This is a genomic window from Rhizobium sp. PAMB 3182, from assembly GCF_052908355.1.
In genome coordinates this window covers 1,716,066-1,728,591 of record NZ_CM128607.1, presented here as the reverse complement: position 1 = coordinate 1,728,591, position 12,526 = coordinate 1,716,066, and the positions used below count along the sequence as shown (strand labels likewise).

Annotated in this window: 13 protein-coding genes; 1 reads left to right on the top strand and 12 read right to left on the bottom strand. The window is 63.5% G+C overall.

The window, feature by feature from the left end; genetic code table 11:
- Window positions 1-129: 129 nt before the first annotated feature.
- A complete protein-coding gene (locus ACU5AZ_RS08585; RefSeq protein ID WP_446825580.1) occupies window positions 130-1,383 on the bottom strand; it encodes an aminopeptidase in 1,254 nt (417 codons plus the stop codon).
- Between the two features lie 157 nt (window positions 1,384-1,540).
- On the opposite strand from ACU5AZ_RS08585, the gene ACU5AZ_RS08580 reads away from it, so the two are divergent.
- The gene (locus ACU5AZ_RS08580) at window positions 1,541-1,726 is read left to right on the top strand and encodes a PLDc N-terminal domain-containing protein (RefSeq protein ID WP_446825579.1); all 186 of its coding nucleotides are present in this window, start codon (window positions 1,541-1,543) and stop codon (window positions 1,724-1,726) included.
- A 4-nt stretch (window positions 1,727-1,730) separates the two neighbouring features.
- Here ACU5AZ_RS08580 and ybaK read toward each other — a convergent pair whose 3' ends face one another.
- The 11 genes from ybaK to ACU5AZ_RS08525 all read right to left on the bottom strand — a co-directional run bounded on the left by ybaK (window position 1,731) and on the right by ACU5AZ_RS08525 (window position 12,385).
- Window positions 1,731-2,204 carry a Cys-tRNA(Pro) deacylase gene (gene ybaK / locus ACU5AZ_RS08575; protein ID WP_446825578.1) on the bottom strand — a complete coding sequence of 158 codons (474 nt, stop codon included), beginning with the start codon at window positions 2,202-2,204 and terminating at the stop codon, window positions 1,731-1,733.
- Between the two features lie 9 nt (window positions 2,205-2,213).
- Complete coding sequence (locus ACU5AZ_RS08570) at window positions 2,214-2,564, bottom strand: ArsC family reductase (RefSeq protein ID WP_446825577.1); 351 nt, start codon at window positions 2,562-2,564, stop codon at window positions 2,214-2,216.
- Window positions 2,565-2,644: 80 nt separating this feature from the next.
- On the bottom strand, window positions 2,645-3,694 hold the full coding sequence (locus ACU5AZ_RS08565) for an NAD-dependent epimerase/dehydratase family protein (protein ID WP_446825576.1): 1,050 nt from the start codon (window positions 3,692-3,694) through the stop codon (window positions 2,645-2,647).
- Between the two features lie 171 nt (window positions 3,695-3,865).
- The gene (guaA, locus tag ACU5AZ_RS08560; RefSeq protein WP_446825575.1) at window positions 3,866-5,449 is read right to left on the bottom strand and encodes a glutamine-hydrolyzing GMP synthase; all 1,584 of its coding nucleotides are present in this window, start codon (window positions 5,447-5,449) and stop codon (window positions 3,866-3,868) included.
- Between the two features lie 114 nt (window positions 5,450-5,563).
- Window positions 5,564-6,211 carry a 5'-methylthioadenosine/S-adenosylhomocysteine nucleosidase gene (locus tag ACU5AZ_RS08555; protein ID WP_446825574.1) on the bottom strand — a complete coding sequence of 216 codons (648 nt, stop codon included), beginning with the start codon at window positions 6,209-6,211 and terminating at the stop codon, window positions 5,564-5,566.
- Entirely contained in the window at window positions 6,208-6,648 is a 441-nt protein-coding gene (locus tag ACU5AZ_RS08550) for a PaaI family thioesterase (protein ID WP_446825573.1), read from the bottom strand. The genes ACU5AZ_RS08555 and ACU5AZ_RS08550 overlap by 4 nt, the downstream gene beginning before the upstream one ends.
- A 73-nt stretch (window positions 6,649-6,721) precedes the next feature.
- Window positions 6,722-7,174 carry a TspO/MBR family protein gene (locus tag ACU5AZ_RS08545; RefSeq protein ID WP_446825572.1) on the bottom strand — a complete coding sequence of 151 codons (453 nt, stop codon included), beginning with the start codon at window positions 7,172-7,174 and terminating at the stop codon, window positions 6,722-6,724.
- A gap of 29 nt (window positions 7,175-7,203) precedes the next feature.
- Complete coding sequence (locus ACU5AZ_RS08540) at window positions 7,204-8,301, bottom strand: DUF1513 domain-containing protein (protein ID WP_446825571.1); 1,098 nt, start codon at window positions 8,299-8,301, stop codon at window positions 7,204-7,206.
- A gap of 4 nt (window positions 8,302-8,305) precedes the next feature.
- Window positions 8,306-9,415, bottom strand: coding sequence for an imelysin family protein (locus ACU5AZ_RS08535; protein WP_446825570.1), 1,110 nt, complete (start codon window positions 9,413-9,415; stop codon window positions 8,306-8,308).
- Window positions 9,415-10,956 (bottom strand): di-heme oxidoreductase family protein, encoded by a 1,542-nt coding sequence (locus tag ACU5AZ_RS08530; protein WP_446825569.1) that lies wholly within the window; start codon window positions 10,954-10,956, stop codon window positions 9,415-9,417. Before ACU5AZ_RS08530 ends, ACU5AZ_RS08535 begins: the two co-directional genes overlap by 1 nt.
- A 52-nt stretch (window positions 10,957-11,008) precedes the next feature.
- Window positions 11,009-12,385, bottom strand: a complete 1,377-nt coding sequence (locus tag ACU5AZ_RS08525; protein WP_446825568.1) for an imelysin family protein — start codon at window positions 12,383-12,385, stop codon at window positions 11,009-11,011.
- Between the last annotated feature and the right edge of the window lie 141 nt (window positions 12,386-12,526).

The following is a 12,526-nucleotide window of genomic DNA, read 5'->3' as shown; positions in this document are numbered from 1 at the left end:
CTTGCCAGATACCGCCGCAGGATATCGTCAAGGGCCGAACGATCCTCCCGCATAAGAAGCCGATGAGCCGGGGCTGGTTCTTCACATGCGCGCCGACGGCTTCGTCGATCAGCGAAAATCCCTTGTCCGTCAGGCCCATTCGCCGCCGCGCATCACGGGCACCTTGGAGCCGTCCGGCTTGATGCCGTCGACATCCACCTTGTCGGAGCCGATCATCCAGTCGATGTGGATCAGAGAGGAATTGCCGCCCTGCGCGGCGATCTGCTCCTTCGAGAGCTTGGCGCCATCGATGAAGCACTTCGAGTAGCACTGGCCAAGCGCGATATGGCTCGCGGCATTCTCGTCGAACAGAGTGTTGTAGAACAGGAGGCCGCTCTGCGAGATCGGCGATGAATGCGGCACGAGGGCCACTTCGCCAAGCCGGCGGGCGCCCTCATCAGTGTCGAGCACCTTCTGCAGCACCGCTTCTCCCTTCGAAGCCTTCGCCTCGACGATGCGGCCCTTTTCAAACCGCACCTGGATGTTGTCGATCAGTGTTCCCTGGTGTGACAGCGGCTTGGTGGAGGAGACTGTGCCTTCGACGCGCATCGCATGCGGCGTCGTGAATACTTCCTCCGTCGGGATGTTCGGATTGCAGGTGATGCCGTTCTTGGCGGTCGATTCGCCGCCGAACCATTCATGGCCGTCGGCGAGACCCAGCGTCAGGTCGGTGCCGGGACCGGTGTAGTGCAGTGCCGAGAAGCGATGGACGTTCAGCCAGGCGGAGCGCTTGGCAAGTTCGCCATTGTGCGTGGTCCAGGCCGCGATCGGATCGGCGACATCGACCCGCGAAGCGGCGAAGATGGCGTCGGCGAGCTTTTTGACAGCCTCTTCCTCCGAGAGCTCGGGGAACATCTGCCTTGCCCAGGACGGGTTCGGGTAGGAAACGATGTTCCAGTTGATGTCGAAGTTCGAAATATGCTCCAGCGCCGGCTTGTAGGCGATCGACATCGCCCGGTTGGCGCGCGCCACCTTGGCCGGGTCCTGTTCAGACAGCATCATCGGATTGTCGCCGGAAATGGCGAGCCGCGCCGTGTTGCCGGCATAGGCCTTGGCCATGCCCTCGTAGAGCCAGTCGGCGGCCTTGTCGAAGCTCTCGTCCGGCGCGTGCGCATAGCGGGCGAGCGTCATCTCCTCGTCGGCGAAGAAGGTCGACACCAGCCCGGCGCCGGCCTTGTAGGCATGCTTGGTGATCAGCCGCGCGAGCGGCAGTGCGTTGATTGGCGCCGTGACCACGAGATCCTGCCCGCGCTGCAGCCGCAGGCCGACCTTGACGGCCACCTCGGCCAGCTTGTCGAGTTTTGCGGGATCGATGGCGGTGCGGGCGTCGGGCATTGCGGACATGGGAAGGGCCTTCCTGGTGGTCTTTGAACGAATGGTTCGGAATTTAGGGTGCTTCTGCATCCAAATGAAGACGTCGAGACCAGTTTGACGCCGCGTCTCCGAAACTTTTCCGTCCGCCGCGCGTTTGCAATGTGACGCTCATTCGAAAGGAACGATCATGGAATATGGTATTATCGGGCTGCTGGTCCTCATCGCCGACATCTACGCAGTCATCAAGGTACTCGGCAGCGGCGCTTCCGGCGTCGAAAAGCTGCTCTGGATTCTCGGAATCGTGATCTTCCCGCTGCTCGGTTTCATCGTCTGGCTGCTCGCCGGTCCGGGCGGCCGTCGCGCCCGCATCTGACGGATCAGGCGATCAATGCGGCGGCCTTCGCACCGAGGGCCGCCTGCGCATCCTTGGGCGACAGGCGCACCTGCAATCCGCGCTGCCCACCGTTCATATAGACAAGCGCGTGCTGTAAAGTGGTCTCCTCGATTGCGGTCGGCACGCGCTTTTTCTGTCCGAACGGGCTGATCCCGCCGACATGATATCCCGTCAGGCGTTCGGCATCCGCGGGCTTCATCATCGCTGCAGACTTCGCCCCGAAGGCCGCCGCCAGCTTTTTCATACTCACTTCGCTGTCTGACGGAACGACCACGCAGACCGGCTTGCCATCGGCTTCCGCCATCAACGTCTTCAATACTTTCGAGGGATGTTCGCCCATCGCTTCGGCGGCCGCTTCGCCGATCCGCGCCACATTCGGATCGTAGTCATAGGTGTGGACGGTGAAGGCAACCTTGGCCTTCTCCAGAAATTGCGTCGCGCGCGTCGTCTTCGACATGTCTTTGCCTCAGGACGCGAAAAACGCCGAGTAGGCGTCCGGCTTGAAACCGATCTCGATCCGGCCGTCCTTCTCGATCACCGGCCTCTTGATCATCGAAGGCTGGTTGACCATCAGCGCGATCGCCTTTGCTTCGTCGAGATCCTGCTTGTCCTCGTCGGATAGCTTCTTGAAGGTCGTGCCGGCCCGGTTGATCACCTTGTCCCAACCCGCCTTGGCGCACCATTCCCGGAGCTTCTCCTCCGTCACGCCCTGCTTCTTGTAGTCGTGGAAGTCATAGGCTTCATCGTGCTCGCCGAGCCAGGTGAAGGCCTTCTTCATCGTGTCGCAGTTCTTGATGCCGTAGATGGTGACCGCCATGCCATGCCCTCGCTTCTTGTTGCGGCTCCTGTTTAGCCGCAGCGAACGCGCTGGAAAAGGTCACTCTACGGCAAAACCGTCTACCGGCCGCTCCACAGCAGGCTGCTGTCGAGCGTCCCGCGCTCCAGATGTCCCTTGATCACGTTGAGACGCATGAAGTTGGACGTGCGGAAATCGGCGCTCAGCCAGGGGATGCGTCTGACCCCGTCGACCAGTTCGGCAATCGTGCCCTCCAGCGTGGCGAGCGGCTGGTGATCCGGGGCGAGGCGTTCGTAGAGCGAGAAATCCACCTTGTAGGACCGCTTGTCCGGCGGCGCATCGGAATTGATGTCGAGCACCGAGCCAGGAATGGCGGCGACCACGGCTTCGGCAAGGTCCTTCACCTGGTAGTTCCAGCGATTGGACCCGGCATTGACGGCGAGATAGCGTCCGCCTTCTTCCGGATCGCGGACAAGCGCCCATTCGATTGCCCGCGCCATGTCCTTCACACTGATCAGCGGCCGCCAGGGCGAGCCGTCGGAGAGCACGGTGACCTTGCCGGTCACGAGAGCCGAGGCGACAAAATCGTTGAGCACCAGATCGAGCCGCAGCCGGTCGGACATGCCGCAAGCCGTGGCAAAGCGCAGCGATGTGATCGTCGCCACGTCCTGGTCCAGCTGCTGGAGAAAGGTCTCGGTGTCGACCTTCGATCGGGCATAGGCCGTCAGCGGGTTGAGCTCGTCCGTCTCGGTCTTCGCCACGCCGCTCGCTGCGCCATACATGCTGCAGCTCGACGCGAACACGATGCGCTCGACACCGGCCTCGACCGCGCCGCGGGCGATCTCGCAGCAGGAGAGATAGTTGATGTCGCGCGTCACATCCTCGAACTGATTGCCCATGGGATCGTTGGAGATCGCCGCCAGCAGCACGATCGCATCGAAATCCTCGTAGAAATGTGTCGGGAAGCTGCGCACGTCGCCGTAATACTGCGCGTCGAGCAGCACTTCCGGGCTTGATGTGGCGCCCGTCAGGCAATGCGCGAAATAGCCGGTGTCGTAACCGCAGATCGCCGATTCCGGAAAGCGCTCGCGCAGATGCCTGATCAGCACCGGCCCGACATAACCCTGGTTGCCGACGACAAGAATGTTCATGGAGACGATGTCCTCACACGGGCACGCGTCATGGCATGCCGGTTTCCCTGCGCGGCAGACTGTCGCTTCAACCTTGTCCGAGCCTAAAGCTCGACATCCGGCAGCGGCGTCGCAGGACATGAAAAAGGGCGGGATGACCCGCCCTCCTCAATCTTCGTTCTGTCGGGAAGATCACTCCCACTCGATCGTGCCGGGCGGCTTCGACGTGACGTCGTAGACGACGCGGTTGATGCCCTTGACCTCGTTGATGATGCGGGTCGAGACGCGGCCGAGGAAGTTCATGTCGAAGGGGAAGAAGTCTGCCGTCATGCCGTCGACGGAGGTCACGGCGCGCAGCGCCAGAACCCGGTCATAGGTGCGGCCGTCGCCCATCACGCCGACGGTCTGTACCGGCAGCAGCACCGAGAAGGCCTGCCAGATTTCGTCGTAAAGGCCGGCCTTCTTGATTTCGTCGATATAGATCGCATCCGCCTTGCGCAGGATGTCGAGCTTCTCGCGGGTGACGCCGCCCGGCAGGCGGATGCCGAGGCCCGGGCCGGGGAAGGGATGGCGGCCGATGAAGCTTTCCGGAATGCCGAGCTCACGGCCGAGCGCCCGCACTTCGTCCTTGAAGAGTTCGCGCAGCGGCTCGACCAGCTTCATGTTCATGCGTTCCGGCAGACCGCCGACATTGTGGTGGCTTTTGATCGTCACCGACGGGCCGCCCGAGAACGACACGCTTTCGATAACGTCCGGATAGAGCGTGCCCTGGGCGAGGAAGCTCGGCGAACCCTTGCCGTCCTCGGCGATCTTCTTGGCCTGCTCCTCGAACACCTCGATGAACAGGCGGCCGATGATCTTGCGCTTCTTCTCCGGATCGACTTCGCCTTCCAGCTGGCCGATGAAGAGGTCGGAGGCGTCGACATGCACGAGCGGGATGTTGAAATGGTCGCGGAACATCGAGACGACCTGCTCGGTTTCGCCAAGCCGCATCAGGCCGTGGTCGACATAGACGCAGGTCAGCTGGTCGCCGATCGCCTCGTGGATCAGCACGGCGGCAACGGAGCTATCGACGCCGCCCGACAGGGCGCAGAGCACGCGCTCGGAGCCGACCTGGTCGCGGATCTTCTGGATCATTTCCTGGCGGTAGGCCGCCATCGTCCAGTCCGAATGCAGGCCGACGATCTTGTGCACGAAATTGGCGAGCAGCTTGCCGCCGTCCGGCGTGTGCACCACTTCCGGATGGAACATGGTGGTGTAGTAGCGCTTGTCTTCGTTGACGCAGATCGCGAACGGCGCGTTCGGTGAGGTGCCGATGATCTCGAAGCCTTCCGGTGCCTGCGTGACGCGGTCGCCGTGGCTCATCCACACCGGGTAGCTGCCGCCGACTTCCCAGAAGCCGTCGAACAGCGGCGAGGACTTCAGGATTTTCACATCCGCCCGTCCGAACTCCGCCGCATGGCCACCTTCGACCTTGCCGCCGAGCTGGGTCGCCAGCGTCTGCTGGCCGTAGCAGATGGCGAGGATCGGCACGCCACTGTCGAACACCGCCTGCGGTGCGCGGGGGCTGCCCTCGCGGGTCACCGAATCCGGGCCGCCGGAGAAGATCACACCCTTGGGCTTGAGCTTGGCAAAGCCCTCGTCGGCGCTCTGGTAAGGCCAGATCTCGCAATAGACGCCGGTCTCGCGGACGCGTCTGGCGATCAGCTGGGTAACCTGGCTGCCGAAGTCGATGATCAGGATGGTTTCGGGATGGGGGTGCGCTGTCTGGGTCATGGCGAGCCTTTAGAGAAATCGCTGGCTTTTTTCAATCGGGGAAATGCCGGATTTCCGGGTTTATTGCCTCAATTGTCCCGCTTTAGGGCGTTCTTGGATTGTCGGTCGGGTCTGTCACGCGTGTGCCCTTGTCAGCAGCCCGCTGCTGATCGCGCCGAGCAGCCGATCCACCGCATCGGCCAGCTTCTCGTCCACGACATGGAGATATTCCGTCCAGTCGTTGACGTGGCTGAGTTCCTTCTTGCCGTCTGAAATGCCTCTAAAGGCCACAAGCGGCAGATCGAAGGCCATGGCGGCGCGCAAGACCGCGAAGGTCTCCATGTCGACCATCTCGGCCGGGATCAGGTCATAGGCGGCGCCGGAAACGATGTTGGCGCCGGTGGAGAGGCTGGCTGCTTTCAGGCCGGGAATGGCGGGCGTCAGCGGAACGGTATGGGGCAGGTCGAGAAACGGCGTCAGACCCTTCTCGAAGCCGAGCGGCGAGGCATCCATGTCGCGGTAGCTGACGGACGAGGCCTGGTAGACCTCCGTCTGTTCGAGCACGGCCGATCCGGCGGAACCGAGCGAGACGATAAGGTCCGGCAGCCGGCTTTCGGCTTCCAGCTTCGCCAGCGTCCGGGTCAGCTGCACAGCGGCCTCCACCGGGCCGACACCGGTCATCAGCGGCTTGAAGCGGGCCTGCAGGTGAGGACCGTATTCGGCGGCGACTGCCATGACGAAGAGCACGGACTTTCCGGATGATACATGCAGTTCGAATGTCATCCTGCAAACCCTTCGCGGCCGCGAAATGCCATCATCGTTCCGGTCATCGAGGCGATCAGTCGTGCCGGACCGTCGCTGATCTCATAGGCCCGTCCGTCCGCGACGATGATGTTCGTGCCCGGCTTGGTGATCTCGCCGCGAAACAGGAAGCGCTCGCCGCGCCCCGGGGCCATCAGGTTGACCTTGAACTCGATCGTCAGGATGGAGGTATCCGGTTCGATCAGCGTATAGGCGGCATAGGTGCAGGCGGTGTCGAGCGCGGCGGAGATGACGCCTGCATGCAGGATGCCGTGCTGCTGCGTGAGCTTCATGTCGAAGGGCAGCTCGATTTCCACGGTGCCCTGGCTGACGCGCGTCAACTCCGCGCCGATCAGCGTCATCGCCGCCTGGCGTGAAAAACTCTGCCGGATCCGCTCTTCGAAATTGCTGTTCGCCATTGCCTCTCCCCACTCTCTTCGCAGTTGCGAAATTGGCATGCGGGCCGACGTTGGGCAAGGCGGAGTTGGATCGTCAGTTCAAAAAGACGATCGTCGCATTCAAGAGCGTCGCGAAGGCCACCCAGAGTGCGTAGGGGGCGAGCAGCCACACCGAAAGGCGGTCGCGCGTTCGTGTTGCCATCATCAGCGCCAGAATGCTGACAAGCAGCAGAATGATGACGCCAAGCGCAATGGCCGGGCTCTGCAGCCGGAAGAAGGCGGGCGACCAGAGAAAGTTGAAGCCGAGCTGCACGAACCACAGGTTCAGCGTGTCGCCCGCGCCGCGCTGCAGATAGGCGCGGGCACCGACCACGCCGATCAGGACATAGAGAATGGTCCAGACGGGGCCGAACACATAGGCGGGCGGATTGAAGAACGGCTTCTCAAGCGCCGCGTACCATTCGCCCGGAGGATTGCTGATGCCGATCACCAGACCGCCGGCGACCGTCATCGCGATGAAGAAAGCGTAGATCCAGATGGTTTTCATGTGTGTAGAGATAGGGGACTTGTCGCGCTTTAGCCAGCCCCTGCGGCCTTGACCCGCACCAGATGCTGATCCCAGTTGACCCGGCTTGCCGTCTCGGCCAATTGCCCGGAATAGCTTGAGACCGCAAAGCCATGGGTTCCGCCGGCGACACCGGCGGCGTCCGGGATATCCGTCTCGGCCACGACCTGACCGGTCCTCTGGTCGATGCTGACCAGCCTTCCGCCCTTGGGAGACGTCAGGCCGACCAGTCCGTCACGATCATTGACGGCGATTGCGCCGACATAATTGGCAAGCGCCACGGTCGTCTCGTCGGGCAGGTCGACGAAGGTCAGCGGCTCGCCCTTGTTGAGAAATCCGGCGAGCGGCGGCAGGTCGTTGCGCGGCCCCTCGTACTGGCAGGCAAACCAGATGCGACCGTCGCCGGCGATCGCCAGGTGCCGGGTGGAAAGCTGGGAGAGCTGCTTCGGCAGTCCGTGCTTTTCGATCAGGCGTCCGTCGGAGGCGTCCACGAGCGTGATCGACGGCTGCATGTGGTCGAGGTTGAGCTTCGTGCGGCCGAAATCCGGATGCGTCTCGATGCCGCCATTGGCGACGATCAGCGTGCGTCCGTCAGGCGTGACCGTCAGATCGTGCGGGCCGACACCGTAGGTCTGGTACTCGGCAATGCGGCGATAGCCGTCATTTCCGTCATAGACGCCGATCATGCCGCGCGCATTGGCGAAGTCGTTTTCCGAGGCGTAGAGAAACCGCCCGTCCGGCGAGAAGGCGCCATGGCCGTAGAAATGCCGGTCGGCGACGGAGGTGATGACGGCAGGCTTCTGCCGCATCGCCCGGTCGATCACCATGACATAGGTGCCCGGCCGGCGGGCGAAGACGGCGATGCGGTTTGCGGAGGGGCTGTAGGCGAGGCCGTGCCCGCGATCCGGTAGTTTCGAGCGGTCGATGATCTCGCCGCGCTCAGAGATCGTCGCGATGCCGAAGGAGCCGTCCGCCGCCCTGAAACCCGACGCGTAGACGGCGTCGGCGTCCGACAGCGCAAACGCGGCCCTGGGCGCCAGCCCGCCGAGGAAGGCGAGCCCCGCCGCTTTCACGAAGTCCCTGCGGTCGATCAGCAACCGTCCGGCCAAGGCATCAGTCTCCGTCCGAGAAGGAGAAGCCGGCACCAAGGCCGATCGCGCCACCGAAATCATTGTTGAGGCGGAAGACGAGGTCCTTCATGTTGATGACCACGAACTCGATCTTGCTGCGCTTCTTTTCGTCGCCGAGCAGCCGGTCGATATCCGGATCCATCGCCTTTGCGGCCTTCAGCACGGAATTGGTGACGAAATCGATGGAGCCTGCAATCGAGCGCATGCTCGGATCGAGCAGATCGACCATGCCGGACGACTTGAAGAGCTCGTCGATCGCCTCGACATTCGCCTCGATCGAGGCCCAGGTGAGCTGTGACCGCCAGTAAATGGCGCGATGCGGGAAATCCTGCTTGTTGGCGCCGCCGTAGAAATACTCGATGCGTTCGTCGCGCACGGTCTCGCCCGCATGGACGAGAATGCCGAGAAGTGCGGTGATCGCCTCGTTGCCGTCACGGAAAACCGGATTGTTCGGGCCCGGCTGCTTCCAGGAGGCCGCGACGCCCTGTGGATCGTCCCAGGCCGCGGTCAGTTCGCCGGAAATCTCCTCGATGTTCTTGGCGATCGCATCGCCGAACCGGCAGCGATAGCTGCCCGGCGCCTTCAGCAGTTCGTCGGAACCCGTGCCGTACAGCACGAACTCCAGCGCGCCGAGCCCCTGCATGGCGACGCTTTTGTCCGCCAGCGTCTTCGGGTCCGTCGCGGTGGCGTCCTTGGTGGCGATCGCCTCCTGCACCTGCTTCAGGCCGATGCTCTTGCGGTCCGGGAAGAACAGGATGCGTTCGAAGCGGTGATTGTCGAGCGCCGGTCCCACGCGCACGATCTCGATGCGCGACCAGGCGTCCACCGTGCCGGCATAGGCGGAAAGGGCGCTCTGATAGGTGCCGCTGTCGGGGCTGGCGCAGAGCGCGTCCATCGCCGTCACCATCTTGGCGGCGCTCTCGTGCAGCTTGTGGTAGCCCGGGCGGATGAAGCCGTCGACGGCCTTCTCCAGCACGGTCGGGATCGCCTGCTCGTTGATGGACGGCGGCGGGGCGTCGGCTTCTTGCGCATTGGCAATCGAGCCGCCGGCGATCAGGAATGTCAGGGCGGTGGCGATAAGGGCTCTTTGCATCAAAGCGACTCCAGGAATGTCAGTAGCGATTTTCTCTCGTCGGGCGCCAGAGCGGCAAACGCATCCCTGGCCGCCTGCGCCTCGCCCCCGTGCCAGAGAATCGCCTCCGTCAGATTGCGGGCGCGGCCGTCATGCAGGAAGAACGTATGTCCGCTGACGGTCTCTGTCAGTCCGATACCCCAAAGCGGCTGCGTGCGCCACTCCCTTCCGCCTGCCAGGCCCACTTGCTGGCCGTCGGCGAGACCGTCACCCATGTCGTGCAGCAGGAAATCGGAATAGGGCCAGATCAGCTGAAAGGACTGCGCCGTTCCGCCGGCATCGCGCCGGGTCACGAATTTCGGGACGTGACATGCAGCGCAGCCGGCCTGGTAGAAGGCCTGCTTGCCGCGCAGCACCACGGGCGCATCCGCATCGCGCCGCGCCGGCACCGCCAGGTTTTCCGAATAGAAGGTGATGAGATCGAGCACCGGCGGCGGTGCCTCCGTCTTGCCAAGCCGCAGTTGCACGCCATTGGCCGCGTTCCGGCAGGCGGTCTCGGCATCGGTGCAGTCGCCATATGGGTCCGGCCGGTCGGGCGAGGAAATGCCGATGTCGCCGGACAGCGCGTCGGCCGCCTGGTCGCGCACCGTCGCGTTCTGGGCCTTCCAGCCGAACCGGCCGATGGCGATCTTGCCGCTCAGATGGTCGCGGACGATCGAGGCCTTGCCCGAAATGCCGTCGCCATCCGCATCGTCGGGATCGGCATGGGCGAGGATATCGGCGTCGGCGATCGCCTCGATCAAACCGAGGCCGAGCATCGGCTGCGTTATCCGCGCCGAAATGGTGGTCGCCTTCGAAAGCGGTCCATAGGAAAGGTCGGTCGCCTCGTAATGCGGCTTGCGCAGGTTGACGGTTTCGCCGCCGGCAAGAGTGACGGTCTCTTCCGTGTAGTGCACCGCGACCTTGCCTTCCGCCGAGATGCCGGGCACGGCGACGTCCTGCAATTGCCTGCCGTAGACGGGATCGGGAAAATTGAGCGCCAGATGATCGGCGAGCGCCGCTTTCTCCGCCTCCGTTTCGGCCGGCCGCGCCAGCCGCAGGAACATCGAGGTCGCGTCGCCATCGGCGCGCGGCGGCTGGCCGCGTCCGTCATTCAGGTGACAGCTCTGGCAGGAGCGGGCGTTGTAGAGAGGCCCAAGCCCATCGGAGGCCTGCGTCGAGGACGGCGACGCCACCCAGAACTTGCGGAACAGGGCGTTGCCGAGCTGGAAGTCCAGCGGCTGGTCGCCGACGAGATTGGCGGAGGGCTGCGAGAAGGCGGTACGACCCTTGGCTTCGCGCGACGTCAGGGCACCGCCCTGCATGGCCTCGAAGGCTTCCGCGCGGGAAAAATCGGTTGCCGGTCGGGTGACGTCGGCGACCCGCGCCAGGTCGGCGGCGCTGAGATCGGTCCGTTTGGAAGGGAAGGGGAGTTCCTCTGCCGATGTGGCGAAAAGGACAGACGGGGCCGCAGTGCCGGCAAACAGGCACAAAGCGATGAAACGGCCCGGACGGAAGATCATGTCAAAAGTCGAAGCCGGCCCCGCTGTTGCGGAGCCGGCTGTCCTTGGCTGATTACTGGAAGACGGCGTTCGGAGAATCGAGGCTGTCCGAACCCTCAAGCTCGATATTGCCGAGGTTGAGGGCCGCGATGACGCGCTGGATGGTCTTCGTCTGATCCGTCAGGCCGTCGATGGCCGCCTGTACGACAGCGTTGCCCTCGGTGTTGCCCTCGCCGATCATCTGGTCGTACTTCTCGACCTTCTCGCCGCGCTCCGCCATCTTGTGCATGGCGTCGAGCGTGGTGTTCAGCTTCGTGCGCATTTCCTCGTCCAGCGCCGGATCGATCGAGGCGACCAGGGCCGAAAGCGACGGGCCGGTCATCTTCGTGCCGTCCGGGCGGGTGTACTCGCCGGTATAGGCCGAAGCGATGCCGATCGCGTCGTTGAGATGCGAGTTGTAGGTATTGTCGGAGAAGCAATCATGCTCTTCTTCCGGATCGTGCAGCAGCAGGCCGAGCTTCATGCGCTCGCCGGCAAGCTCGCCGTAGGAGAGCGAACCCATGCCGGTCAGAAGGGCTGTGATGCCCACCTTCGGATCGGCGAGATCAGGGCTGGCGGCAGCGCCGTCCGGTGCCCACATGGCGACCGCTTCCTCGAGGTCGCTGACGAGCAGCGTCGAGGCGGCCTTCAGATAGGCGGCGCGGCGGTCGCAATTGCCGTGCGTGCAGCCGTCGCCGATGATGTAGTCGGTGTAGGAACGCTCGCCGGCGCCGGGTCCGGTGCCGTGCAGGTCCTGGCCCCACAGCAGGAATTCGATGGCGTGGTAGCCGGTCGAGACGTTGGCCTCGACGCCGCCGGCTTCCTTCAGCGTGTTCTTCAGGAGGTCCGGGGTGATCACCGAAACGTCGACATCGGCGCCGTTGATCTTGATCGTCTTGTTGGCGATGACGTTGGCCGTGTAGAGCGGGTTCTCGTCGCTTTCGGTGCCGTAGGAGGCGTCGACATAGTCGATCAGGCCTTCGTCGAGCGGCCAGGCATTGACGTCGCCTTCCCAGTCGTCGATGGCGGCATGGCCGAAGCGGTAGACTTCCGTCTGCTGGTAGGGCACGCGGGCGGCGATCCAGGCGGCCTTGGCGGCGTCCTGGGTCTCCTTGCTCGGCTGCGTCAGGAAAGCGTCGATGGCAGCATCAAGCGCCTTGGCGGTTTCCAGAGAGTCGCCGTACTTTGCGCGCGCCAGTTCGATGTAATGGTTGACGACATCGGCTTCCTGCTTCGCAAGAGCCTCGTCCTTCGCCTTCTGAGCTTCCGTCTCGGCTGCGGCCTTCGCTGCGGTGTCTTCGGTGGTCGCAGCTGCGGCAGGCTTCTGCTCCTGAGCTACTGCCGGCAGCACGAAAGCCACCGAGGCGGTCATAAGTGCCAGCGTTGCGGCGATGGATCTTGTCCGTGTCATGATCTCTCCTTTCAGCTCTTGCAAGCCATAGTCCCCTGATGCGGAGCCTGTTCTTCGCGCAAAAATAAACTGGTGTCAAATAATCTAGTTATATTAGCGGAAAATTTCCGGGCCCCCGAAGCGCCTTCGCCGGATGCCATG